We start from the raw sequence: 24,690 nt of genomic DNA, 5'->3' as shown, positions 1-24,690 counted from the left end.
CGACGTTTTCAGGGGCAGACGTTGGCCTGGGTTGACTGGCTGGAGCGCCCCGATTGGGCAATGACCAAGTTGACTTGGGCATTGCCTGAGCGGCAGAGGCTGATAGTGGCATTGCTGCCGAGGCTGGTGCCATCCGGGCTGAAGGTGGTGGAAATCCGGTTGTTGGAGATTGTCAATGTTCCGGCAAATGCAGCGGTTCTGGCCAGAAATTGATCGCTGTTATTCAAGATGTTGTCTGCCGGAGCATCATTATCGACGAATACAAGCAACTGAGTCGGGTTGGCAGTGACGCAGTTGTCGCTGGCATTGGCCAGGCAGGCGGTGACTGATTGCTGGTTGTCGATGGCTTGGCTGCGGGCAAAGCGCAGGTATTTCAGGAGCGTGCGTGATTCAAATCGCAAGCTGTTCTCACTGAGCAGGCTCGACATGGCCGGCGCCCCAATCCCGAGCAAGATGACCCCGAGACTGACCGCTATCATCAGTTCCAGCAGAGTGAATCCTTTCACATCCTTGATCATGGCAAATATCTCCCTCGATTAGTTACATCTTATCTCCAGACAGCCAGAACACCAGCGCAAAGGCCAAGTGTTGAGCTGGCACAGCCAGCCCCTTTTCTTTATCATTCCCCATCATTTTCGAATTCAAGATGCATCGCCATGGCAAAAGCCCTCTCTCTGATGCTTGCCCAGTTAAATCTGACGGTAGGCGCTATCGAAGATAACTGTGACAAGGTGCTGGCTGCCGCCGCAGAGGCCGACCAGCAAGGAGCCGATCTGCTGGTCTGCTCCGAGCTGGCGCTGACCGGCTACCCGCCTGAAGATCTGCTGCTGCGCAGCGATCTGATGATCCGTGTGGAGGCGGCCCTGGCTCGTGTCGCGGCCTGGCAGGGTCGTTGCGCCATTCTGGTGGGCCACCCCTGGCGTGAAGGAGAGGCGCTCTACAACGCAGCTTCCCTCTATGAGCAGGGCAAGCTCATCGCCCGCTACTTCAAGCAGGATCTGCCCAACTACGGGGTGTTCGACGAGAAGCGTTACTTCACCGCGGCGAGCGATACCTGCGTGGTGTCGTTCCGTGGCCACCAGTTGGGGCTGCTTATCTGCGAAGATCTGTGGCAACCGGGCCCGGCACTCGCGGCAAAGGCGGCCGGTGCCGAGCTGCTGCTCACCATCAATGCCTCCCCTTATGATCAGGAGAAACCCTGGATCCGCCGCGAGCTGATGGCCGAGCGCTGCGAGCAGACCGGTTTGCCACTGGTTTACCTCAATCAGGTCTGTGGTCAGGATGAACTGATCTTCGATGGTTGCTCCAAGGTGTTCAACGGTCAGAGCGAGCTTACTCACAAGCTGGCTCCCTTTGCCGAAGAGCTTGCTCTGGTGCGCTTTGTCGACGGCCAGCCGTTGAAAGAACGGGAACCCGCAGCGCCACTGGAGCCCTTGGCCGAGACCTATCAGGCGCTGGTGCTGGCGGTGCATGACTACGTCACCAAGAACGGCTTCCAGGGGGCAGTGCTGGGCCTCTCCGGTGGCATAGACTCCGCTCTGACGCTCGCTATCGCGGCCGATGCCATAGGTGCGGACAAGGTGCAGGCTGTGATGATGCCGTTCCGCTACACAGCCCAGATGAGCGTGGAGGATGCCAAGGAGCAGGCTGAACGGATGGGGGTCGAGTTCAACATCATCTCCATCGAACCCATGTTCGAAGGTTTCATGACCCAGCTGGCGCCGCTGTTTGAAGGGACGGCCCGGGATACCACCGAAGAGAACCTGCAGGCTCGCTGCCGTGGCGTGCTCTTGATGGCGCTCTCCAACAAGCGTCGCCGCATCGTATTGACCACCGGCAACAAGAGCGAGATGGCGGTCGGCTATGCCACCCTGTATGGTGACATGGCGGGCGGCTTTGACGTGCTCAAGGACGTACCCAAGACGCTGGTCTTCAAGCTGTGCGAATATCGCAACTCGGTCGACTACGTGATCCCGCAGCGGGTTATCGATCGTCCCCCTTCGGCAGAGCTGGCACCGGATCAGGTGGATCAGGACAGCCTGCCTCCCTACGACATTCTGGACGCCATCCTCAAACGCTATGTGGAAGAAGACGCCTCGGTCGCCGACATGGTGGCGGAGGGCTTCGAAGAAGCCGTGGTGCGCAAGGTGATCCGTCTGGTGGATCTCAACGAGTACAAGCGCCGTCAGGCTGCCGTCGGGCCCCGTATCACGGCTCGCAACTTTGGTAAGGATCGCCGCTACCCCATTACGTCCGGGTTCGGTAAACAGAACTGGTAAGGAGTCACCATGAAGAAGATTGAAGCCATCATCAAACCGTTCAAGCTGGACGATGTGCGCGAAGCCCTGGCCGAGATCGGCATCAACGGCATGACGGTATCCGAAGTCAAAGGCTTCGGCCGCCAGAAGGGCCACACCGAGCTCTACCGCGGTGCCGAGTACATGGTCGACTTCCTGCCCAAGGTGAAAGTAGAGCTGGTGGTGCAGGACGAAGAGCTCGACGCCTGTCTGGAGGCGATCCAGAACACCGCCCGCACCGGCAAGATCGGTGATGGCAAGATCTTCGTCTGCGAGGTGGAGCGTGTGATCCGCATCCGTACCGGCGAAGAGAACGAAGACGCGATTTGATGTGATGGATGTGCCTCGAAACGACCAAGAGCACGAAGATGCAAGCCCCTTGATGTCAGGGACGCGTCTCGTGGTGGCGGCAGGCCTGCTGATGGCGCTGACGGCTTGCAGCTCCCGGCCACCGGCTCAGCCGGAAAACCTGTGCCAGATCTTTCGGGAAAAGCCGGAATGGCACAAGGCGGCACTCAAGATGAACGAGAAGTGGGGGACCCCGGTGCACGTGGTGATGGCCATGATGTATCAGGAGTCTTCCTTCGTGCACGATGCCCAGCCGCCGATGCAATACTTCCTCTTCATCCCGACCGGGCGTGCCAGCTCTGCCTATGGCTACGCCCAGGTCAAGGATGAGACTTGGGACGATTACCAGCGTGAGACAGGCAACGGCTGGAGCGATCGCGACGACTTCGCCGACGCCATCGATTTCATGGGCTGGTACACTAACAAGGCGCAGCGGCTCAACGGCACCTCCAAGTGGGATGCCTATGGCCAGTATCTCAACTATCACGAAGGCTGGGGTGGCTACCGGCGTGGCAGCTACCGCAGCAAGGGGTGGCTGATGAAGGTCTCCCGCAAGGTGGAGGCCCGTGCCCAACGCTACGGCGCCCAGTATCGACAATGCAAGGATCGGCTCCCCAGCGGGGGCTGGTTCTCGTAACCAATCAGGAGTCAGAAATGCCGTTATTGGACAGTTTTACCGTCGACCATACCCGCATGGCAGCCCCGGCAGTCCGGGTAGCCAAGACCATGCAAACCCCGAGCAAGGACACCATTACCGTGTTCGATCTGCGCTTCTGCGTGCCGAACCAGGAGATCCTCTCCGAGCGCGGCATCCACACCCTCGAGCATCTGTTTGCCGGTTTCATGCGTGATCATCTCAATGGCAACGGGGTCGAGATCATCGATATCTCCCCCATGGGCTGCCGTACCGGCTTCTACATGAGCCTGATCGGCGCGCCGGACGAGGCTCGCGTGGGTGCGGCCTGGCAGGCTGCCATGAGCGATGTGCTGACAGTGCAGGAGCAGGGGAAGATCCCCGAGCTGAACGAATACCAGTGCGGTACCTACAGCATGCACTCCCTGGAAGAGGCCCATGCCATCGCCCGCCACGTGCTGGAGCGCGGCATCGGCGTCAACCACAACGATGAGCTGGCGCTGCCGGAAGAGAAGCTGAAAAGCCTCTGAGCCGACGCGGGAAAGTTGAAAAGGCCGGTTATTGACCGGCCTTTTTTGTGTCTGATGTGCTCAGGAGGGAAGCGGCATCACCCGGTTGCGACCGAGCTCCTTGGCCTTGTAGAGCAGCTTGTCGGTGCGCTCTATCAGGGCGTCTGCCGTCTCCTGACCATTGTATTCCCCCACACCGAAGGATGCGGTGATGTTATCGATGCGCCGGCCCGATTTGCGATCCAGCAGCGACATCCGCTCTATGACCCGGCGCAGGCTCTCCGCCATCTGGCGGGTCAGTGCCAGAGCCCGGCCCGGCACCAGCAGGGCAAACTCTTCCCCCCCGAGCCGATAGGCAGTGATGCCCTCCTTGCTGACTTCCCGCAGCCGCTTGCCGACGATGCGCAGCACCTGATCCCCCAGCAAGTGGCCATATTCGTCGTTGAAATTCTTGAAACGATCGATGTCGGTCATGATCAACGAGAAAGGCTGCTTGTTGCGGATCAGGCTGTCCATCTCCAGATCGAAGGCGCGGCGGTTGAGCAGGGAAGTGAGCGCGTCCTCGGTGGCCATCTTGCGCGTCTCGTTCAGCGCCGCCTTTAGCTCCTTGATCTCCTTCTCGGCGCTGCTGAGCTGGTTGCGAAAGTGCAGGGTAGACATGCGCACGTCCCGCGACTCGCGCACCAGCTCCCGCAAGATAGCCATGGTGTCGTCCAGGCTCAGCCCCTCGTCATCGATGAGGCTCAACTTGTCGAAGCTCTTGTCGAGCATCGCCTGGAACTGGCCGGTGTCGACCAGCGCATCCTGCATGGAGTGGCCGAGCTCGTTGGCCATGGCGACCAGATTGAGCTTCATGGTCTCCATCTGCTGTTCGTCCTGGCTGGCCAGATGCTGGTGATAGAGACGCTCACAGGTGGTGAGGGAGAAGGTGCCCTGCAGTTTTATGGCGTGATCGACGGCATTGTTCAGCTCGGGCATGGCGCCGGAGACGTAGTTGTACCAAAGATGGTAATTGTTCGGGGTGGTGGGGATTTGATACTTGATCATCAGGGGGACCGCCTGTTTCAAATAGGCGGCCGATTGGGCGAACGAGTCCTTGCTCATGAGTTCCGAGTCTCACATACCTGCAAACTTTGCCCAGTATGACAGAGAGATTGGGCAAAAGGCAGTCGATGGATGCCATTAGCTCCCCCCTTCGATATAATGTCTGCGTTACTACCTACCCTAAGGCCTGCTTATGTCTCAAAAAGATCCTTTCCTCCAACGCGAGGCCGAAAAATACGATAACCCCATCGCCAGCCGCGAGATGCTGCTGGAGCTTATCCGTGGTCATGAGAAACCCATGTCCCGGGAGGAGTTGGCCAAGGTCCTCAAGCTGACCGACGAAGAGCCGTTGGAAGCCTTGCGCCGTCGTCTCCGCGCCATGGAGCGCGATGGGCAACTGGTATTCACTCGCAACCAATGTTACGCCCTGCCGGATCGTCTGAATCTGGTGAAAGGCTATGTGCTCGGCCACAAAGATGGATTCGGTTTTCTGCGCCCCGAGGGTGGCGGATCGGATCTCTTCCTGAACAACCGCGAGATGCAGCGACTGATGCACGGCGACTACGTGCTGGTGCAGCCCACCGAGATCGACCGCAAGGGTCGTCAGGAAGCGCGTCTGGTGCGTCTGCTCAAGGCCCGCGAGGCTGACATCGTCGGTCGTTACTTCGTCGAGAACGGCGTTGGCTTCGTGGTGCCGGATGACAGCCGCATCGGTCAGGACATCATAATCCCGGAAGGGGAAAACAAGGGCGCTCGCCAGAGCCAGGTGGTGGTCGTTCGCATCACCCAGCGCGCCACCTCCCGCATCAATGCGGTCGGTACCGTGCTGGACGTGCTGGGCGAGAACATGGCCCCAGGCATGGAGATCGAGATCGCCCTGCGCACCCACGGCATCCCGCACACCTGGCCGGAAGAGGTGACCAAGGAGGTTGCCGGTCTGGGCGAGCAGGTGCCGGAGAAGGCCAAAGAGGGTCGCATCGATCTGCGCGCCCTGCCGCTGGTCACCATAGACGGGGAAGATGCCCGCGACTTCGATGACGCCGTCTTCTGTGAAGCCAAGCGCGGTGGCGGCTGGCGCCTGTGGGTAGCCATCGCAGACGTGTCCGCCTATGTGAAGCCCGGTACGGCGCTGGATGCCGAAGCCTATCAGCGCGGCAACTCCGTCTACTTCCCCGAGTTCGTGGTGCCCATGCTGCCGGAGGTGCTCTCCAACGGCCTCTGCTCCCTGAACCCGCAGGTTGACCGCCTCTGCATGGTGTGCGAGATGACCATCTCCGCCGCCGGCCGCATGTCCGGTTACAAGTTCTACGAAGCCGTGATGAACTCCCACGCCCGCATGACCTACAGCAAGGTGGCGGGGATCCTGGATGGCGAGCCCAAGCTGCGTCAGCAGTACGAGCCGCTGGTGGGTCACATCGAGGAGCTGAACAACCTCTACAAGGCGCTCAAGCACGCCCGTCACCAGCGTGGCGCCGTGGAGTTCGAGAGCGAGGAAACCCGCTTCATCTTCAACGCCCAGCGCAAGATCGATCAGATAGTGCCGCTGGTGCGCAACGACGCCCACAAGATCATCGAAGAGTGCATGATCCAGGCGAACGTGGCGGCCGCCCGCTACATCGAGAAGAACGAAGCCTCTGCCCTGTTCCGGGTGCACGACCGTCCGGGCGAAGAGCGTCTGACCGGTTTCCGTGACTTCCTGGCCGAACTGGGTCTGGAGCTCAAGGGGGGCCTCGAGCCAGAGCCGAAAGACTTCGCCGAGCTGGCCGCCAAGTTTGAAGGGCGCCCCGATGCGGAGCTGCTCTCTACCATGTTGCTGCGCTCCATGCGCCAGGCGGTCTATCAGGCTGACAACATAGGTCACTTCGGTCTGGCCCTGAAGTCTTACGCCCACTTCACCTCGCCGATCCGTCGTTACCCCGACCTCATTCTGCACCGCGCCATCAAGTACCAGACGGCCAAGGAGCAGCAGGGCAACCTGCGCCACAAGTGGACGCCGAGCGGTGGTTACCACTACCAGCTGGAAGAAGTGGATCCCATGGGCGAGCACTGCTCCATGACAGAGCGCCGTGCCGACGATGCAACCCGCGACGTGGCCGACTGGCTCAAGTGCGAGTACATGCTGGATCACGTGGGTGACGACTTCGACGGCGTCATCGCCAGCGTCACCGGCTTTGGCTTCTTCGTGCGCCTGGCGGATATCCACATCGACGGTCTGGTGCACGTCAGCACCCTCACCAACGACTACTACCAGTTTGATCCCCTGCACATGCAGCTGATCGGCGAGAACTTCCGCCGTCGCTACCGTCTGGGTGACAAGGTGCGCGTCAAGGTGATGGGCGTGAACCTGGACGATCGCAAGATCGACTTCGTGATGGTGGAAGCGCCGCTGACCGGCAAGGATGGCAAAGAGGTGGTGCGCAAGCCAGCCAAGGGTGGACAGCGTCACGATAAACGTAAAGAGAGCAAGGATAGCGGCAAATCCGACAAGGGTGGCCGTGCCAAGCCCAGCAACAGACGACCGAGCAAGAAGGCTCGCGACAAGACCAAGAGCACTAAATGAGTACAGAACTGATCTACGGCATTCACGCTGTATCCGCGCTGCTTGAGCGCACCCCGGAGCGTTTCATCGAGGTGTGGGCCCTCAAGGGCCGTGATGACGACCGGCTGCAACCCTTGCTGACCGAGCTGGAATCCCTCGGCATCAAGGTGCAGAGCGTGAACCGCAAGACGCTCGATGATAAAGCGGAAGGCAACAATCACCAGGGCATCATGGCCAAGGTGATAGAGGCGCCCAAGCTGGCCGAGCACGATCTGGCCAGCCTGCTGGACAGCCTGGCCGATCAAAAGGCCCAGCCTTTCCTGCTGGTGCTCGATGGGGTGACTGACCCGCACAACCTCGGCGCCTGCCTGCGCAGCGCCGATGCGGCCGGGGTCCATGCGGTGATAGTGCCGCGGGACAAGGCCACCGGCCTGACCTCTATAGTGCGCAAGGTCGCCTGTGGCGCCGCCGAAGTTGTGCCGCTCATTCAGGTCACCAACCTGGCCCGCACCCTGCGTGAGTTGCAGGAGCGCGGCGTCTGGATCGTCGGCACCGCCGGCGAGGCGGACCACGACCTCTATCAGGCCAAGCTGACCGGCCCCATGGCGCTGGTGATGGGCGCCGAGGGCAAGGGGATGCGTCGCCTGACCCGCGAACATTGCGACGAACTGGTGAGCATCCCGATGGCGGGGGCCGTATCCAGCCTCAACGTCTCGGTGGCGAGCGGTGTCTGCCTGTTCGAAGCCGTGCGTCAGCGCCGCAGCTAACGCAGTGATGACGGACAGACCTCCCTTTTGTTGGGATAGGGTCACAGATGAGCAGGAGGCCACGCGCCTCCTCTCTTTTGCCCGGCCGCTGCGGCTGGCCCCAAAAAGCTGTCTCTGGCACGCCGGTGACAACCCGGATCTGCTGGTCAGGGTGGAGCAGGGGTTGCTGCGGGCCAAGGTGGTGCTGGCGGATGGGCGTGAGTACGTCAAGGAGTTCTACTGGGAGGGGGACGAGTTTCTCGACTTCCATCACCTGCTCAGTGGTGAACCCGCCCGCTACAGCGTGGAGGCGCTGGAGCCCTGCCGGTTGCAGCTGTTCCAGCTGGCCGACCTGCGCCAGCTCTCCTGCTGGTCCGCCTGGTATCAGCACCTGCTGGCGGTGCAGCTGCGTATCAAGGAGGAGAAGGAGTTGCTGCTGTTGACCGAGAGCCCCCAGGCCCGCTACCAGCACTTCCTGCAGTGCTTCCCGGCCCTGGATGCCAGGGTGCCGGATCACCAGATCGCCGCCTATCTGGGGATCACCCCTATCAGCTTGAGCCGCATTCGCAAACGGCTTAAAAGTCTTAACCAAGGTTAATGCCGCCCTGGCGGTGCTCACCTATGCTGGCGGGCCTAACCGATAAGGAGTCGCCCATGAACTGGATCCTGAAACCCTGGTCTGAACTGACCACGGACGAGTTGTACGAGTTGCTGGCCCTGCGGGCCGAGGTGTTCGTGGTGGAGCAGACTTGCCCTTTCCAGGATCTGGATGGGCTGGATCGCCGCGAAGGGGTGCTGCACCTGCTCGGCTACGAGGGAGAGCATCTGGCGGCCTATGCCAGGATCATGGCCCCCGGCATCGGCGACGACAATGGCGCCGCCATAGGCCGGGTGGTCACCTCCCCCCAGTCGAGAGGGGGCGGTCTGGGTCACAGCTTGATCGGCGAGGCGGTGACCGCCTGCACGGCCCGCTGGCCGGCGCACAGCATCTGGCTCGGTGCCCAGGCTCACCTGCAGGGCTTCTATGGCCAGCACGGCTTCGCGCCGGAAGGGGAGGGTTATGTGGAGGACGACATCCCCCACGTCGGCATGCGCAAGCTGCCGGGCTGACCCTCAGTGCTGAGAGGGGATAGCGGGCTGGCATGATCTGGCTCCCACATTGCTGCGACGCAAACGGGTATGATCTCACTCCCTTGTTGATTGGAACCCCGTCGTGACCCTCTCCATCTTCGCGGCCATCTTGCTGGCCGCCTTGTTGCACGCCCTGTGGAATGCGCTGGCCAAGCGCCAGGCCGAGGGGCGTGTCAGCGTGCTGCTGGTCTCTCTCTGCTCCGGCCTCTTCTCCCTGCCTTTCCTGCCGCTGGTAGGGTGGCCGGCCTCGGTCGAATATCCCTGGTTGGCGCTTTCCATCCTGTTGCACTGCGGTTATTGCCTCTTTCTCGGCCGGGCCTACCGCTTGGGGGAGTTTGGCCAGATCTATCCGCTGGCCCGTGGCAGCGCCCCTCTGGTGACACTGCTGCTCGGTGCCTTGCTGCTGGGGGAGGTGCCAGGTGTCGTGGCTGTGGCGGGGGCCATGGTGCTGGTGGGCGGAGTCTTGTTGATGGCCTGGCGTGGCGGCATCAGGCTGGCGCCTGCGGCCCTGTGCGCCGTGCTGATCACGGCGCTGTTTACCGCCGCCTATACCCTGTCTGACGGGGTCGGGGCCCGCTCGGCGGGGGAGCCGATACGCTACACCCTCTGGCTCTTTACCCTGACGGCCCTGGTGATGCCGCTGCTGATGAGATGCCAAAGCCGCACCGCCTTGCGCAGCCTGACCCGGGCAGAGTGGTACTCGGGCGCCCTGGGTGGCGCCCTCTCGCTGCTCGCCTATGGGATCGTCATCTGGGCCATGACCCGGGCCCCTATCGGGCTGGTGGCGGCGCTGCGCGAGAGCAGCGTGCTGTTTGCCGTCTTGCTCTCCTGGCTCTGGCTGGGGGAGCGGCTGGGGCGGGTCAGGCTGATGGCGGCCTTGGTGATCCTCTGCGGCATACTGTTGATCCGGCTTGGCTGATGAGGCGAAGCCGGCTCGGCCGTTGACTCAGGGGGTGACTTCGGAGAGCAGGCTGACCCCCTCCTCTGCGGGGATGAGCCGCACCCTGACCTGACCCAGCTCCGCCAGAGTACCGGCATGGGTGCCGCCGCAAGGGATGGTCAGCTCTTGCCCTTCCAGGGTGCAGTGCCAGTAACGAGAATCGATGATGGCCTCACCTGCTCGCGAGCGGCGGATCTCGCCCCCCGCAGCCAGCCAGTCGGCGAGTTGCAGGTTGACCTTTTCTTCTATCAGCGCCAGATCCGCCAGCAGGGCCTCGCCGTTGACCCCCTTCTTGCGCAGGCTCTTGCCGATGCGGTATTGCTCCCGGGAGCCCATGGGCTCGACGCGCGAGCTCTGGATGGCGAGGCGGTCGAAGTCGGGCTGATCCAGCGCGTCTCGCTCGCTCACCTCCTTGCGCCAGTAAGGGACGAGCGCCCGGTTAAGGGCCAGCGCCACCAGATGGCAGCCGCTGTGGCCCAGACTCAGGGCATGGCGGGCATCCTTGTCCACCTGCAGCTCCACCCGGCTGCCAAGGGTCAGGGGGTGGCCGTCTGCCAGCGGATGCACCACCACGAAGGCCCAGCCCTCGGCGCCCCGCTTGACCGGAATATCCTGATCCACGAACAGCCTGCCTTCCGGGCTGATGGCCCCCATCCGGCAGGGGCCCACGGCCGCCTCGCCACCATCCCAGCGCACAGTGCCCACATCCCCCGGCTGATCGGGCCAGAGGTGGCTCTGGGGGTGGAAGGGGGTGAGGTCGGTGACCAGCAGGCTGGGTTGCCCCTGCTCGTAATAGACGACGCTGGCCTGTTCCTGATGATGGCCCAGCACGAAGCTGACTCGGGTATGTTCCATGGCAAGGCTCCCGCAACGAGAAAAAGAGAAGGGAAAGCGGCAGCATACGCCAAAGCGGGGGCCGGCTCATTAACCTCTGTTAACGAGCCGGCCCCAAGATGGCGGGGTGAGCACTAGATCATGGTGACCAGCAGATAGGCGTTGAGGCCGATCACCAGGGCGACTATGAGGCGACCTGTTGCCTGGGTCAGAGGATGGTTGCGATGCTCCCCCATCAGGGCGCGATCGCCGGTCAGGATCAGCAGCGGAATCAGTGCCAGCGCTATGCCAAAGCTCAGAATGACCTGGCTCAGCACCAGGATCTCGGTGGTGTTGAGCCCCATGGCGATCACCACGAAGGCGGGGGCCATGGTGATGGCCCGGCGCAGCCAGAGCGGTATGGTGAAGCGCACGAAGCCCTGCATCACCACCTGGCCTGCCAGGGTCCCGACCACTGTGGAGCTGATGCCGGACGCGACCAGGGAGAGGCCGAACAGGGTGGCGGCAGCCTGACCCAGCAAGGGAGTGAGTGTCTGGTAGGCCGTTTCCAGCTCAGCCACCTGCTGGTGGCCCGAATCGTGGAAGGCCGCGGCGGCCATGGCCATCATGGCCAGGTTGACGAAGCCGGCTATGGTCATGGCGATGGCCACATCGACTCGGGTGCTGTGCAGCCGCTGGGAAAGGGTTCCCTGATCCTGGGTGTGCTGGGTCAGCGCTGAGTGGAGGTAGATGACGTGGGGCATCACTGTCGCCCCCAGCACGCCGGCGGCGAGATAGACGGCATCGCCGTTGGGCAGGCCGGGGAAGAGGGCGCCTTCCAGCAGGCTGGGCAGATGGGGGCGGGAGAAGACCAGTTCGACTATGTAGGCGGCGGCCACGAACAGCAGCAGACCGCCCACCACGAATTCCAGCGGCTTCTGGCCGCGGGATTGCAGCATGAGAATGCCCCAGGTGACCACGGCCGTGATGCAGGCCCCTTCCAGCAAAGTTACCCCGAATAGCAGTTTGAAACCCACCGCAGCGCCGATGAACTCGGCGAGATCCGTGGCCATGGCGATGATCTCCGCCTGCACCCAGTAGGCCCAGACTGCCGGTTTGGGCAGCCGGTCGCGGATGTGCTCCGCCAGATTCTTGCCGGTGGCGATGCCGAGCTTGGCGGAGAGAGTCTGCACCACCATGGCCATCAGGTTGGCCCAGACCACCACCCACAGCAGTTGATAACCGAAGGTGGATCCGGCCTGGATGTTGGTGGCGAAGTTGCCCGGATCTATGTAGCCGATGGCGGCGATGAAGGCGGGGCCAAGCAGGGTCAGCTTGAATTTGCGGGCCGGGATGGCCGTGGTCAATGCGGGTTGCATGGTGTCACCCTCCATAAGAGCATGGAGATAGCATAGATCTAAATGATAATTGTTATCAATTGAAGTTTTGCATCAGGGTCATCGACAAAAACATCTGTCGACGCCAGTTGCAGTGGGAGATGTGATTTCGTACAATACGCCGCCCTAGAAAGCAGCGTCTAAACACCACTATGTTCCTTGCCTCCGAGGTCTGGCTGCACCTGGGCGGAGGCTGAATTAATCCGTAAGGAGCTAAAATGCGTCATTACGAAATCGTCTTCATGGTTCATCCGGACCAGAGCGAGCAAGTACCTGGCATGATCGAGCGTTACACCGGCGCTATCACCACCGCTGGTGGCACCATTCATCGCCTGGAAGATTGGGGCCGTCGTCAACTGGCTTACCCGATCGACAAGCTGCACAAGGCTCACTATGTTCTGATGAACGTAGAAGCTGAGCAGGCCGTTATCGACGAACTGGAAACCAACTTCCGCTTCAACGATGCCGTTATCCGCAACATGATCATGCGCACCAAGCACGCCGTGACTGAAGTTTCTCCGATGGCCAAGGCCAAGGAAGAGCGCTTCACCCGTCGTGACGACGAGCGCCGCGAAGATGCTGTTGAAGCGTCTTCCGAAGAGTAATTCTTAGATCACCGCATTAGAGGATAAAGGCCATGGCACGTTATTTCCGTCGTCGTAAGTTCTGCCGCTTCACCGCCGAGAACGTTACCGAGATCGACTACAAAGATATCGTTACTCTGAAAAACTACGTCACTGAATCTGGCAAGATCGTACCGAGCCGTATCACCGGTACCCGCGCCAAGTATCAGCGTCAGCTGGCACGCGCCATCAAGCGTGCTCGTTACCTGGCTCTGCTGCCGTACACCGATCTGCACAACAAGTAAGAATCGGTCCGGCACTTAAGCCTAACTCAACTTTTATAGAGGAAAGGTAATGCAAGTTATCCTGCTCGACAAAATCGCCAAACTGGGCGGTCTGGGTGATCAAGTCGCTGTTAAAGCTGGCTACGCCCGTAACTATCTGATCCCGCAAGGCAAAGCCGTTATGGCTACCAAGGCCAACATCGAGACCTTCGATGCTCGCCGTGCTGAACTGGAAGCCAAACTGGCTGCCGGTAAAGCTGCCGCTGAAGAGCGCGCTGCCAAGCTGGGTGAACTGGCTGCCGTTGTCATCGCCTCCAAGTCTGGCGACGAAGGCAAGCTGTTCGGTTCCATCGGTACCCGTGACGTGGCTGAAGCCATCACTGCTGCCGGCGTCGCCGTTGCCAAGAGCGAAGTCCGTATGGGCAACGTTCTGCGTAACACCGGCGAGTACGAAGTTGTTGTTCAGCTGCACGCTGACGTCAAGGCAACCGTACAGATCCAGGTTGTTGCTCTGTAATAGCGATTCGCTTTGCAGAAAAAACCCGCGCACATGCGCGGGTTTTTTTCTTTTTGAATCAAGAGGGGATCAAGGGGTAGAGTGAGGTTCTGTTCTTTTGGAGGAGAACCTGTATGGCAGCCTGGGTCGAAGGTCGGGTACTCGAGCGCATCGAGTGGACGCCCACCCTGTTTTCCTTGCGCATAGCGGCGGATCTCGCCCCCTACAAGGCGGGGCAATTTACCAAGCTGGCCCTGCAACGGGGCGAGCAGCGGATCCAGCGCGCCTATTCCTTCGTCAATCCCCCCTCAGCCCCCTATCACGAATTCTATCTGGTGGAGATCCCGGACGGCGAACTGACTCCCGCCCTCGGAGCCTTGCAATTGGGGGATACCTTGCTGGTTCAGTCCCAGGCCACGGGTTTCCTGACCCTGGACGAGCTCCCGCCGGGACGGGATCTCTGGCTGCTCTCCACCGGCACGGCCATAGGCCCCTTCCTCGCCATGCTGGCGGAGGGGGAGGCATTCGAGCGTTTCGAGAATCTGGTGCTGGTACAGGGGGTGCGCAAGGGGGAGGAGCTCACCTATCAGGGCCTGATTACCAGCCTGGTCGAGCAGTATGGACCCCGTTTTCACTATGTGCCCTTCGTCAGCCGCGAACCCTGGCCCGGTGCGCTGCCCGGTCGGATCCCGGCGGCCATCGCCAGCGGCGAGCTGCAGGCCAGGGTCGGGCTCGCCTTCTCGGCCGAGCACAGCCAGGTGATGATCTGCGGCAACCCCGCCATGGTGAAGGAGACGCAGCTAACCCTGCTGGAGCTTGGTCTTGCCAAGAACCTGCGCCGGGCCCCCGGCAACATCAGCGTGGAAAATTACTGGTAGACGCCAGCAGGGGCGGTCAGCGGCCGACCTTGTCACCGTCGCGCTTGCCAGAGCTCTCGGTGCAGGCGTTATTGCCCTGTGGCGGCCGTCTCGCTCCCTGTGCTTCCTGGCGGGCACCGGGATCCTGGGCGGCGCTGCGCCGGGCAAGAGGGGCTTCAAATGCGGCGCCGCTGTTCAGTAACCGGGCGAGCAGATGGGAGACGGTGTTGCGCATGATGGCCTCGATGACGGCTGGAGGAGAGGCAGTCTATCGCCGCCAACCTTAACCGGGGCGGAACAGGATCCTGGCATCATTGTTGTGAATATTGTCATAAATGGGCGGTGAACGTTCGTGAAATGGCCTGGTTCATACATTTTTGCCAAGGGTATCAAGGTGTTCCATTGAGCCTGGGTTGGCAGAATGGCAGTTGCCTGTTCCCGGGGCTCGTGAGCCGAGCGTAGGATATGGCGGCCACCGCCTGCACAGGTGGCCGCATTCAGGGGCCGGGGCCCCTGAACCATCACTTATTTTTGCCTTTCCCGTTTCCCTTATCCTTGTTCTTCCCGTTGCCGTGATTGTCCCAGTCGTCCTTGTCGTGGCCCTTGCCCGGGTTGTTGCCGCTGTGGATGCTGCGGTTGTAGTGATCGCGATACTTGCCATCCATGTTGTCACAGTTGAGCTTGATGCGGCTGCTGCGGGTGCTGACATCCAGGCAGTTGTCCTGCCACCAGCCATACTCCTTGTCGTCCCAATCCAGGCTGATCTGGCCTCGATCGGTGGAGATCCTGACGTCGTCGTTGTTCTTGGAGGGAGGGGCCGCAAAGGCGACGCCCTGGGCCATCAGCAGAGCGCACAGCAGGGTGCTCCTGTGCATGATGGCACTGCGCTTGAAGTGGGTCATATCAGAGATGCTCCTGGGGGGACGGGTTACTCTTCCTGGCTGGTCGGGATCTGGTTGCTGCTGGGGGGCTGGTTGCGGAGCGCCTCATCATCCAGGTTGAGCTTCACTCCCTTGCAATCGGGTGAGGTCTCCTCACCGACCCCAAGATCCAGACAGCCGGTCTGCGACCAGTCAAATTGCGTGTCATTCCAGTCCAGTTTGAAGGTGAGCTCGTCAACGGAGAAAGTTTGATTCCCCTGCTCCTGAGCCTGGACCGATGAGGTGGAGGTGCCGGCAACCAGAAGAAGGGAGAGCAGCAGCTTAGTCGTTCTGTTCATGATGGCCTCGGATAATGGCAATAGGGAGTCAGTGTAGCGCGCCGGGCTGAACCCGGGCACAACGAAACATGCCCTTCAAGTCTGAGCTGGATTGTAGCGGTTTTCTGCTGCCGATTTGTCCGTTTTGGTCGCACTATGGACAGCTGGTTATCCATATGAAGGAATTCAGGTATTTGCCCTTCTCTCCGACCGCCCGGTGACTATAATCGGCAGCCAACTTTTCCTGCACGGCACTCCCTCTTCATCATGACCACACAGGCTCCTGCCGCATTGCGCTATCCCAAGGGCTGGTTCGCACTGACCACGGTGTACAGTTTTACCGGGTTGGCCATTCTGGCCTCCATCGTCTTCTCCCTGCTGCTGTTTCTCTCCATCGACGACAACCCGCTGATGAAGTGGCTGTTTGGCGGCCTGGCCATCATCTTCGAGCTGGGCAAGTTCTATGTCTGGTATGAATACGGCGAGTGCAAGGCGCGTCGCGATCTCGGCGGTGCCTTCTGGTCGCTGCTGTTCTACAGCGTGCTGGCCGCCATCTCCATAGGGGGCAGCATAGGCGGCATCAACAGCGCCACCAACACCATACTGAGCCAGCAGGCACGCCACGAGCGGGAGATAGCCCGTTTCGACGAGCAGATCGCCAGCATAGAGCGGCAGATCCAGCTCAACGAGGAGGCGGCGCGCAAGTACATAGAGATGGCGCGGATCTCCAGCGGCGTGAGCGGATTGCAGCAGGCCAACACCCGGCTCAGGTTGAAGCAGGATGAGCTGCGCCAGGAGCGCGACGCCAAGCCTGTCAATGAGCAGTCCTCCATGCTGGGGCTGATGAGCAGCCTGGCGGATGGGGTGGGCATGAGCATCAGCCAGGTGCAGTTCCTGCTGGTCTGCTTCCTCTCGGTGTTGCTGGATGCGTTCGGTGCCTTTTTCGTCAGCCTGATCGGCGAGGAGAACCGCTTCCGCCGTCAATGGCAGTGGCTGCGGGCGCGAGAGCAGGCCGAAGCGCGCCAGATCGAATCAGCCGCCGCCGCGCCCATGGTGGTGAGCAGACCCGAGCCCGCACCGGCCGTGGTGGCCCAGGTGCGCAGCGCGCTGGAGAGCGGCGAGCTCAAGTGCAGCAAGCGCAAGGTGGCTGAGGCCCTCTCCCTGTCGCTGGAAGAGGTGGACAGTGTGTTCCACCATCTGCTGGCAGAGGGGGTGCTGGGGCAGGGCAGCAATCGCCACTACCACCTCAGTTCACAGGCGGGTTGAGATCCGGGCCACCTCAGGGTGGCCTTTTTGTTGCCGCAGGCGGCGTCAGTGGGTGAGCACCATCATCAGGCTGAAGAAGGCGGCGAGCCCCCCACCTATGCCGATGATCCAGTAAAACCCCTTGGCCCCCTGCTTGAGCGGGATGCGGAAGTAGAGCAGAAACGCCCACCACCCCAGGGCCAGTAACAGAGGAATAAGAAACATTCGAGCCATGGTGTCCTCGCTGTTATTCTGTTGATCCTTGATCAATCAACAGGATGGATTGTGCAATGACGCAGCTACAGATTACCGCATTCGGCGACCCCTCGGTACTTCGGCTCAACCCCTCCCTAGACAAGGTGCCCGCAGAGGGGGAAGTGCGGGTGCGCATCTGCTTTGCGGGGGTCAACCCCATAGATGCCAAGACCCGGGCCGGCCTTGGCTGGGCGGCGGCCCAGAACAAGGACAAGCTGCCCTGGACCCCGGGCTATGACGTTTCCGGCGTGGTGGAGAAGGTCGGTCCCAATGTCACCACCCTGGTGGAAGGGGATAAGGTGTGCGGCATGGTGGGCTTTCCCCTGACGGCCGGTGGCTATGCAGAATCTGTGGTGGCGCGCGAAGACGAGCTGGTCAAGCTCGACGGGGTCAGCCTCAAGCAGGGGGCGGCACTGCCGCTGGCGGGGCTCACCGCCTGGCAGGGACTGTTCGAGCACGGAGCCCTCAAGGGCGGTCAGCGGGTGCTGATCCTGGCCGGTGCCGGTGGTGTGGGCCATCTGGCGGTGCAGTTTGCCGCAGCCTACGGGACCCAGGTGGTGGTCACGGCAGGGCCTGACAACCACAGCTTCCTGCACGGGCTCGGGGCCAGCCAGATGGTGGATTACCACGACGCCGACTGGCCTTCACAGGTGGTGGCTGGCGGCCCGGTGGATCTGGTGCTGGATCTGGTGGGCGGCGAGAGCGGCAAGGCGGCGCTGGCCTGCGTCAAACCGGGTGGCCGCCTGGTGACTGTGCCCACCATCACGGCCCAGCAGATCAAGGAGGCGGGGGCCGAGGCGGGCATAGAGGTGCTCGGCATGCTGGTGCATCCCGACAGCAAGCAGCTGACCCAGGTGCTGATGCTGCTGCGTCAGGGGGATGTGCATATCACCATCTCCGGCGAGTACCCGCTGTGGGAAGGGGCGCTGGCCCATCAGGCCATCGAGGGCGGCCATGTGCGGGGCAAGCTGCTGCTGCGCATGCCTGCCGCCGACGGCCAGCCCGGATGAACGACATTGCCGAGATGGGGCTGGGCTGGCTGTTTCTGAGCGCCTTCACCTCGGCCACCCTGCTGCCCGGCAGCTCGGAAGTGCTGCTGGGGGCCATGGCCACCCGGGGAGAGTGGAGCATGGCCAGTCTGCTGCTCTGGGCGACGCTGGGCAACACCCTCGGCTCCATGACCACCTGGTGGCTCGGCCGACTCGCCACATCGAAGAAAAAACCGGAAGATTTTCAAGGCCGTGGGGAACAAAAGGCGCTCACCTGGCTCAAACAACATGGTCACTGGTGCCTGCTGCTCGCCTGGACGCCGGTGATCGGCGATGGCCTCTGCCTGCTGGCCGGTTGGCTTCGCTTCTCCTTCTGGCGCTCTCTCATCCTGATCGGGCTCGGCAAATTGTTTCGTTATGCCCTGGTGTTTCTGCTGGCCAGCCAGATCTTCTAGCCCATTTTTGTCACTCACGAGGTAACCGTGAACAAACTCATTCCATTAAGCATTCTCCTGGGATTTTCCCTGCCCGCACTGGCAGCGCCCACCCTGGTGTCCGAGCAGGTCAAGCAGGAAGGCAAGCTCGGCATTCCCTATCAGATGTACAAGCTGGACAACGGCCTGACCGTGATCCTGGCGCCGGACAAGTCTGACCCTCTGGTGCACCTGGATGTCACCTATCACGTGGGATCCTCCCGCGAAACGGTCGGCAAGTCGGGGTTTGCCCACTTCTTCGAGCACATGATGTTCCAGGGCTCCAAGCACGTTGGCGATCAGGAGCACATGCGGATCATCAACGAGGCCGGTGGCGAGATGAACGGCACCACCAACAAGGACAGGACCAACTATTTCGAGACGGTACCGGCCAACCAGCTGGAGAAGGTGCTCTGGTTGGAGGCGGATCGCATGGGCTTCCTGCTCGATGCGGTGAGCCAGAAGAAGTTCGAGATCCAGCGCGCCACCGTCAAGAACGAGCGGGCCCAGCGCATCGACAACCAGCCCTACGGCCTGCTGAGCGAGAAGGTGGGGGAGGCGCTCTATCCACGCACCCATCCCTACTCCTGGCAGCCCATCGGCTATGTGGAGGATCTGGACAGGGTCGATGTGAACGACCTCAAGCAGTTCTTCCTGCGCTGGTATGGTCCGAACAACGCCACCCTCACCCTGGGCGGCGATTTCGACACCAAGCAGGCGCTGGCCTGGATTGAGCAGTACTTCGGCCCCATCCCCCGTGGCCCCGAGGTGGCCGAGCCGACGCCGGAGCCTGCGACCCTGCCCGAGACCCGCTATGTGACGCTGGAAGACAAGGTGCACCTGCCGCTGCTCTACATCAGCTATCCGACCGTCTCCCTCGGCGACCCCCAGGAGCCGGCGCTGGACATCTTTGCCGACGTGCTCGGCGGCTCCGCCAGCTCCATGCTCTATCAGTCCCTGGTCAAGACCGGCAAGGCCATCGAGGTGGGGGCCTCCCACTCCTGCGAGGAGCTGGCCTGTACCCTGGCGGTCTACGCCTATCCGAACCCGGCGGTGGATGGCAGCCTCAAGACCCTCAAGGGGGAAGTGGACAAGGTGATCGGCGAGTTTGCCGGTCGCGGCATCAAGCCAGAGGATCTGGAGAAGGCCATCAGCAGCTATCGCGCCTCGGCCATCTGGGGGCTGGACAGCGTGTCCGGCAAGGTGAGTCAGCTCGCCATGGGTCAGGTGCTGGCCCAGGATCCCAACTATGTGTTCAAGAACCTGGATGCCATAGGTCAGGTGAACGCCCAGCAGGTCAAGGCGGCCTACGACAAGTTCATCGCGAAAAAGCCCTCGGTGGTGTTGAGCGTGGTGCCCAAGGGCAAGACCCAGTGGCAGGCGGGCACGCCGAACTTCACCCCGGCCAAGCGCGAGCTGCCGGATTACAGCCAGCATGGGGAGCCGCTGGCCCAGCAAACGGTCAAGGATAGCTTCGATCGCAGCGTGGAGCCCAAGACGGCGGAAGCGGTCAGCGTCAAGGTGCCGGCCATCTGGCATGGCAAGCTGGACAAGGGCATCGAGATCATCGGCACCCAGAGTGACGAGATCCCGGCCGTCTCCATCATGATTGCCCTGCCGGGCGGCATCCGGGCCGAGGGCAAGGGCGAGTTGGGGCTGGCCAGTCTCACCGCCGCCATGCTGGGGCAGGGGACGGCGCGCCTCTCCGAGGCCGAGCTCAGCGACGAGCTGCAAAAGCTCGGCGCCAGCATCAGCGTCTCGACCGCCCAGTACAACAACCTCATCACTATCAGCAGCCTGACCGACAAGCTGCCCCAGACGCTGGCACTGGTGCGCGAGGTACTGCTGCAACCCGGCCTGCGGGAGGCGGACTTCGAGCGGCTCAAGGCGCAGATGCTGCAAGGCATGAAGCAGAACGAGCAGCAGCCGGAGTGGCTGGCGGGGCAGGCGTTCCGTGAGCTGGTCTACGGCGAGCAGAACCGCCTCGGTCAGCCGACCGACGGGGTGCTGACCGATGTCGAGAAACTGACCCTGGCGGACGTTAAGCGCTTCTATCACACCTACTACAACCCGACCAATGCCAAGGTGGTGGTGACCGGGGATGTGACCCAGCAACAGGTCGAACAGCAGCTCGGCTTCCTCACCCAGTGGCAGGGGCCTGCCCCTACCCTGGGGGATCTCAAGCTCAAGGGGGAGCAGGCCAAGCCGGGCATCTATCTGGTGGACAAGCCGGGGGCGCCCCAGTCGGTGATCCGCATCGGCCGCCGTGCCATGCCGTTTGACACCACCGGGGACTACTTCGTCGCCAACCTGATGAACTTCAACCTGGGGGGCAACTTCAACAGCCGCATCAACCTCAACCTGCGGGAAGACAAGGGCTACACCTATGGTGCCAGCTCGGGCTTCCAGGCGAACCGCGAGGCCGGCATTTTCGCCACCGGCGCCAACGTGCGCACCGATGCCACCGCAGATGCCATCCGCCAGTTCCTCAAGGAGATGGATGGCTACCGGGCGAGCGGGCCCACCCCGGTGGAGCTGGCCTACATGCGCAGCGCCGTCTCCCAGCAGGATGCGCTCTCCTACGAGACCCTCGGTCAGAAGGCGGGCTTCCTGCTGCAGATGATCATGTATGGGCTGAAGCCGGACTATGTGCAGGCCCAGAACCAGCTTATCAAAACGGTGTCGCCTGAGACGCTAAAAGCCAGTGCGGCGCGCTGGCTCGACCCGGCCGACATGGTGATTGTGGTGGTGGGGGACAAGCAAAAGCTTGAAAAACCCTTGAGCGAGCTTCATCTTCCCATCTATCCGCTGCAACTGCCCTGAGGGGCGTTGCAAAAAAATGAGCGCCGCCCCAGGTGGGGCGGCCATACATGAGCCGTGAATATGACTACTACTAGCTTGTCGCTCACCGAGTTGCTGACCGCGCTGGGCACCCCTGATCGGGTGGCCGCCCTCAAGGGGATCCGGCGCGGGATCGAACGTGAATGTCTGCGCATCACCCCGGAAGGGACCCTGGCCCAGACCGATCACCCCAGAGGCCTGGGGTCGGCCCTGACCCATGCCAACATCACCACCGACTACTCCGAGAGCCTGCTGGAGTTCATCACCCCGGCGACCGACTCCATCGAGAGCCTGATCGAGCAGCTTGGCGACATCCATCGCCACGCCATTCATCACCTGGGGGATGAGCGGATCTGGCCCCTCTCCATGCCCTGCTTCGTCGGTGACGAGGAGAGCATCCGCCTGGCCCAGTACGGCAGCTCCAACATAGGGCGGATGAAGACCCTCTATCGCCAAGGCCTGAAGAACCGCTACGGCAGCCTGATGCAGGTGATTGCCGGGGTGCACTTCAACTTCTCCATGCCGGACAGCTTCTGGTGCGAGTGGCAGGATCTGGTGGGCGAGGGGTGCTGCAGCCAGCGCTTCATCTCCGACAAGTACATGGGACTGATCCGCAACGTCTATCGCTTCGGCTGGCTGGTGCCTTATCTGTTCGGCGCCTCCCCGGCCATCTGCGACTCCTTCCTCAAGGGGCGCAAGAGCAGCCTGCCGTTCCAGAAGATTGGCAAGGGGACCCTCTATCTGCCCTATGCCACCGCCCTGCGTCTGTCCGATCTCGGTTATACCAACAGCGCCCAGGCGGGGCTCAAGATCAGCCACGACAACCTGCCCGCTTACGTGAGCAGCCTGCGCCGCGCCATCAACACCCATGATCCCGAGTTTGCCAAGATAGGGGTCAAGGTGAACGGCGAGTACCGCCAGCTCAACGACAACGTGCTGCAGCTGGAGAACGAGCTGTACGCCCCGATCCGGCCCAAGCGCACCCCGCGCAGCGGCGAGAAGCCCTCGGATGCGCTGGAGCAGCGCGGCATCGAATACATAGAGCTGCGCACCGTGGACGTCAATCCCTTCACGCCGTTCGGCATAGAGGTGGATCAGATCCGCTTCTTCGATCTCTTCCTGGTCTGGTGCCTGCTGCGCCCGTCTCCCGTGCTGGATGACGAGGAGATAGCCCGCAATCGTCGCAACCAGAACAAGGTGGTGCTGGAAGGGCGCCGCCCCGGCCTCGAGCTGGAAGACGAGCAGGGCAATGCCATCGGTCTCAAGGAGTACGGGCTCAAGCTGTTCGACGAGCTGGCCCAGGTCGCCGAACTGCTGGATCGTTGCTGCGGCCGCAACCGTTACCGGGAAACCCTAGCCATGCACAGGGAGAAGCTGCTCAACCCCGAGCTGACCTACTCCGCCCGCCTGCTCAAGCAGTTGCTGGAGAGCGGCCAGGACAACGGCTGCTTCGGCGACGCTCTGGCGAGCCGTTACCGGGAAGAGATGCTGAGCGGTGAGCTGCAGTACTGGGATGAGGCCTACTTCGCCGGTGAGGCGCGTGACTCCCTGGCCAAGCAGCGGGAGCGGGAGCGCGGTGACAGCCTCTCCTTCGATGACTTCCTCGCCGACTATTTCGGTACCCGGCAGACCAGCTGAGGATCTTGCCCCTGATGACGAGAGCCGCTCCCTTGAGCGGCTTTTTTCATGGGCATTCGGGGGCCATTCGCGGTGGCCGGATATAAAAAAACGGCCCCGAAGGGCCGTTTGGCAAGGAGTTGCTCGCTATCAGAGGATGAGACCGCCGAAGAAGAAGCCCAGCGCCACTGCCATGGCGATGGTGGCCACGCCCGGGATGAAGAAGGGGTGGTTGAACACCGCCTTGCCAATCCGGGTGGAGCCGGTGTCGTCCATCTCGACCGCCGCCAACAGGGTCGGGTAGGTCGGCAGCACGAACAGGGCGCTCACGGCGGCGAAGGAGGCGATGGCCGCCAGCGGGCTGACGCCCAGTGCCAGCGCGGCCGGCATCAGTGCCTTGGTGGTGGCACCCTGGGAGTAGAGCAGCATGGAGGAGAAGAACAGCACCACGGCCAGCAGCCAGCTGTACTGGCTCAGCAGATCGCCGGCGAACGCCTGGATCTCGACCATGTTGCCCTTCACGAAGACGTTGCCGAGCCAGGCCACACCCAGTACGCAGATACAGGCGGACATACCGGACTTGAAGGTCGGCATGTTGGTGATCTGGGCGGCGTCCAGCTTGCAGAACAGCACCATCAGGGTGGCGGCGGAGAGCATGATGCCCATGATGGCGCCATCGCGGGGGATGGGCGGGCTGGCGATCAGGCCCACGTTGCCGGAGATGGCGGTGGCATAGGCCATCACTGCCACTATGGCGACGACGAAGATGCCGACGGAGAGCTTGGCGTAAGGCTTGAGCTCCACCTTGCTGGTGCCGCGCAGCTTGATCAGGCCCTTGGCCTTGCGCTCCAGGTAGACTTCATCCTGCTCCAGCGGCTTGCCCAGCATGTTGGCCACGAAGGCCCCCAGCAGACAGGCGATGAAGCTGGACGGGATGCAGATGGCCAGCAGGGTCAGGTAGTCGACACCGAGCGGCTCCAGCATGCCGGAGAAGGCTACCACGGCTGCCGAGATGGGCGAGGCTGTGATGGCGATCTGGGAGGCAACGACCGCGATGGAGAGCGGACGGGAGGGGCGAATGCCCTGCTCCTTGGCCACTTCTGCTATCACCGGCAGGGTGGAGAAGGCGGTGTGGCCGGTACCGGCCAGCATGGTCATCAGGTAGGTGACGACGGGGGCGGCGAAGGTGATGTGCTTGGGATTCTTGCGCAGTGCCTTCTCTGCCAGGTGCACCAGGTAGTCCATCCCGCCAGCGAGCTGCATGCAGGCGATGGCGCAGATGACGGACGCGATGATCATGATCACGTCCCAGGGGAGGTAGGCAACCAGCTGATCGCTCGGGATGGGCATGCCCAGACCCCAGGTCAGTACCAGCACCCCCAGACCACCGGCAAAGCCGATGCCGATGCTGCCTATCCGGGCCCCCAGATAGATAGCGGCGAGCACCACAAGTAACTCGATTCCAATCATAGCG

At 62.0% G+C, this 24,690-nt stretch carries 27 protein-coding genes; 18 read left to right on the top strand and 9 right to left on the bottom strand.

The annotated features are described in order from the left end of the window. Positions 1–8: 8 nt before the first annotated feature. A complete protein-coding gene (locus G4923_RS03785) occupies positions 9–518 on the bottom strand; it encodes a GspH/FimT family pseudopilin (RefSeq protein WP_106884981.1) in 510 nt (169 codons plus the stop codon). A gap of 138 nt (positions 519–656) precedes the next feature. Here G4923_RS03785 and G4923_RS03780 point away from each other — a divergent pair, with 138 nt between their 5' ends. The 4 genes from G4923_RS03780 to luxS are packed head-to-tail and all read left to right on the top strand — an operon-like array spanning position 657 to position 3,809. Beyond that, positions 657–2,279: an NAD+ synthase gene (locus G4923_RS03780; RefSeq protein WP_106884980.1), complete on the top strand. Its 1,623-nt coding sequence runs from the start codon at positions 657–659 to the stop codon at positions 2,277–2,279. Positions 2,280–2,288: 9 nt separating this feature from the next. Beyond that, positions 2,289–2,627 (top strand): nitrogen regulatory protein P-II, encoded by a 339-nt coding sequence (gene glnB / locus G4923_RS03775; protein ID WP_025325723.1) that lies wholly within the window; start codon positions 2,289–2,291, stop codon positions 2,625–2,627. 52 nt (positions 2,628–2,679) lie between these two features. Continuing rightward, a complete protein-coding gene (locus G4923_RS03770; protein WP_162627390.1) occupies positions 2,680–3,282 on the top strand; it encodes a transglycosylase SLT domain-containing protein in 603 nt (200 codons plus the stop codon). Positions 3,283–3,299: 17 nt separating this feature from the next. After that, complete coding sequence (luxS, locus tag G4923_RS03765; protein ID WP_106884978.1) at positions 3,300–3,809, top strand: S-ribosylhomocysteine lyase; 510 nt, start codon at positions 3,300–3,302, stop codon at positions 3,807–3,809. 60 nt (positions 3,810–3,869) lie between these two features. On the opposite strand, the gene G4923_RS03760 is transcribed toward luxS, so the two are convergent. Next, a complete protein-coding gene (locus G4923_RS03760; protein ID WP_163135567.1) occupies positions 3,870–4,892 on the bottom strand; it encodes a GGDEF domain-containing protein in 1,023 nt (340 codons plus the stop codon). A gap of 133 nt (positions 4,893–5,025) precedes the next feature. Here G4923_RS03760 and rnr point away from each other — a divergent pair, with 133 nt between their 5' ends. From rnr to G4923_RS03735, 5 genes are all read left to right on the top strand, one after another. Further along, positions 5,026–7,392 (top strand): ribonuclease R, encoded by a 2,367-nt coding sequence (gene rnr, locus G4923_RS03755; protein WP_106884977.1) that lies wholly within the window; start codon positions 5,026–5,028, stop codon positions 7,390–7,392. Continuing rightward, a complete protein-coding gene (rlmB, locus tag G4923_RS03750) occupies positions 7,389–8,138 on the top strand; it encodes a 23S rRNA (guanosine(2251)-2'-O)-methyltransferase RlmB (protein ID WP_111913152.1) in 750 nt (249 codons plus the stop codon). Before rnr ends, rlmB begins: the two co-directional genes overlap by 4 nt. 7 nt (positions 8,139–8,145) lie before the next feature. Next, complete coding sequence (locus tag G4923_RS03745) at positions 8,146–8,715, top strand: Crp/Fnr family transcriptional regulator (RefSeq protein ID WP_163135565.1); 570 nt, start codon at positions 8,146–8,148, stop codon at positions 8,713–8,715. A gap of 56 nt (positions 8,716–8,771) precedes the next feature. Continuing rightward, the gene (locus G4923_RS03740; protein WP_163135563.1) at positions 8,772–9,227 is read left to right on the top strand and encodes a GNAT family N-acetyltransferase; all 456 of its coding nucleotides are present in this window, start codon (positions 8,772–8,774) and stop codon (positions 9,225–9,227) included. 103 nt (positions 9,228–9,330) lie between these two features. Then, complete coding sequence (locus G4923_RS03735; protein WP_163135561.1) at positions 9,331–10,167, top strand: DMT family transporter; 837 nt, start codon at positions 9,331–9,333, stop codon at positions 10,165–10,167. A gap of 27 nt (positions 10,168–10,194) precedes the next feature. Here the strand turns inward: G4923_RS03735 and G4923_RS03730 are convergent, their stop codons facing one another. Both G4923_RS03730 and G4923_RS03725 read right to left on the bottom strand, forming a co-directional pair. Beyond that, positions 10,195–11,043 (bottom strand): alanyl-tRNA editing protein, encoded by an 849-nt coding sequence (locus G4923_RS03730; RefSeq protein WP_111913162.1) that lies wholly within the window; start codon positions 11,041–11,043, stop codon positions 10,195–10,197. Positions 11,044–11,156: 113 nt separating this feature from the next. Further along, complete coding sequence (locus G4923_RS03725; RefSeq protein ID WP_162627392.1) at positions 11,157–12,380, bottom strand: Nramp family divalent metal transporter; 1,224 nt, start codon at positions 12,378–12,380, stop codon at positions 11,157–11,159. Positions 12,381–12,616: 236 nt separating this feature from the next. Here G4923_RS03725 and rpsF point away from each other — a divergent pair, with 236 nt between their 5' ends. The 4 genes from rpsF to G4923_RS03705 all read left to right on the top strand — a co-directional run bounded on the left by rpsF (position 12,617) and on the right by G4923_RS03705 (position 14,619). Continuing rightward, positions 12,617–13,003, top strand: a complete 387-nt coding sequence (gene rpsF, locus G4923_RS03720) for a 30S ribosomal protein S6 (RefSeq protein ID WP_005331771.1) — start codon at positions 12,617–12,619, stop codon at positions 13,001–13,003. A gap of 32 nt (positions 13,004–13,035) precedes the next feature. Then, positions 13,036–13,266, top strand: coding sequence for a 30S ribosomal protein S18 (gene rpsR / locus G4923_RS03715; RefSeq protein ID WP_005313392.1), 231 nt, complete (start codon positions 13,036–13,038; stop codon positions 13,264–13,266). A gap of 49 nt (positions 13,267–13,315) precedes the next feature. Next, positions 13,316–13,762 (top strand): 50S ribosomal protein L9, encoded by a 447-nt coding sequence (gene rplI, locus G4923_RS03710; protein ID WP_005331773.1) that lies wholly within the window; start codon positions 13,316–13,318, stop codon positions 13,760–13,762. Positions 13,763–13,875: 113 nt separating this feature from the next. Beyond that, entirely contained in the window at positions 13,876–14,619 is a 744-nt protein-coding gene (locus G4923_RS03705; protein WP_163135559.1) for a ferredoxin--NADP reductase, read from the top strand. Between the two features lie 16 nt (positions 14,620–14,635). On the opposite strand, the gene G4923_RS03700 is transcribed toward G4923_RS03705, so the two are convergent. The 3 genes from G4923_RS03700 to G4923_RS03690 form a co-directional block, all read right to left on the bottom strand. After that, the gene (locus G4923_RS03700; RefSeq protein WP_163135557.1) at positions 14,636–14,833 is read right to left on the bottom strand and encodes a hypothetical protein; all 198 of its coding nucleotides are present in this window, start codon (positions 14,831–14,833) and stop codon (positions 14,636–14,638) included. A 286-nt stretch (positions 14,834–15,119) separates the two neighbouring features. Next, positions 15,120–15,500 carry a hypothetical protein gene (locus G4923_RS03695; protein ID WP_111913168.1) on the bottom strand — a complete coding sequence of 127 codons (381 nt, stop codon included), beginning with the start codon at positions 15,498–15,500 and terminating at the stop codon, positions 15,120–15,122. Positions 15,501–15,526: 26 nt separating this feature from the next. After that, on the bottom strand, positions 15,527–15,817 hold the full coding sequence (locus tag G4923_RS03690) for a hypothetical protein (RefSeq protein WP_171275434.1): 291 nt from the start codon (positions 15,815–15,817) through the stop codon (positions 15,527–15,529). A 246-nt stretch (positions 15,818–16,063) separates the two neighbouring features. Here G4923_RS03690 and G4923_RS03685 point away from each other — a divergent pair, with 246 nt between their 5' ends. Then, the gene (locus G4923_RS03685) at positions 16,064–17,062 is read left to right on the top strand and encodes a Preprotein translocase subunit SecY (RefSeq protein WP_163135555.1); all 999 of its coding nucleotides are present in this window, start codon (positions 16,064–16,066) and stop codon (positions 17,060–17,062) included. A 45-nt stretch (positions 17,063–17,107) separates the two neighbouring features. Here G4923_RS03685 and G4923_RS03680 read toward each other — a convergent pair whose 3' ends face one another. Further along, entirely contained in the window at positions 17,108–17,275 is a 168-nt protein-coding gene (locus G4923_RS03680) for a hypothetical protein (RefSeq protein WP_162472074.1), read from the bottom strand. A gap of 56 nt (positions 17,276–17,331) precedes the next feature. Here G4923_RS03680 and G4923_RS03675 point away from each other — a divergent pair, with 56 nt between their 5' ends. The 4 genes from G4923_RS03675 to gshA are packed head-to-tail and all read left to right on the top strand — an operon-like array spanning position 17,332 to position 23,237. Then, positions 17,332–18,306: an NADP-dependent oxidoreductase gene (locus G4923_RS03675; RefSeq protein ID WP_163135554.1), complete on the top strand. Its 975-nt coding sequence runs from the start codon at positions 17,332–17,334 to the stop codon at positions 18,304–18,306. Further along, the gene (locus tag G4923_RS03670) at positions 18,303–18,740 is read left to right on the top strand and encodes a YqaA family protein (protein WP_106884967.1); all 438 of its coding nucleotides are present in this window, start codon (positions 18,303–18,305) and stop codon (positions 18,738–18,740) included. Before G4923_RS03675 ends, G4923_RS03670 begins: the two co-directional genes overlap by 4 nt. Before the next feature lie 27 nt (positions 18,741–18,767). Continuing rightward, a complete protein-coding gene (locus tag G4923_RS03665; protein WP_163135553.1) occupies positions 18,768–21,581 on the top strand; it encodes an insulinase family protein in 2,814 nt (937 codons plus the stop codon). 60 nt (positions 21,582–21,641) lie between these two features. Next, positions 21,642–23,237 carry a glutamate--cysteine ligase gene (gene gshA / locus G4923_RS03660; RefSeq protein WP_163135552.1) on the top strand — a complete coding sequence of 532 codons (1,596 nt, stop codon included), beginning with the start codon at positions 21,642–21,644 and terminating at the stop codon, positions 23,235–23,237. 129 nt (positions 23,238–23,366) lie between these two features. Here the strand turns inward: gshA and G4923_RS03655 are convergent, their stop codons facing one another. Then, positions 23,367–24,686, bottom strand: coding sequence for an anaerobic C4-dicarboxylate transporter (locus tag G4923_RS03655; RefSeq protein WP_106884965.1), 1,320 nt, complete (start codon positions 24,684–24,686; stop codon positions 23,367–23,369). Positions 24,687–24,690: the final 4 nt, after the last annotated feature.

It is taken from the genome of Aeromonas rivipollensis, from assembly GCF_010974825.1.
Taxonomy (GTDB): domain Bacteria; phylum Pseudomonadota; class Gammaproteobacteria; order Enterobacterales; family Aeromonadaceae; genus Aeromonas; species Aeromonas rivipollensis.
This window is presented reverse-complemented; position numbering and strand designations above follow the sequence as displayed.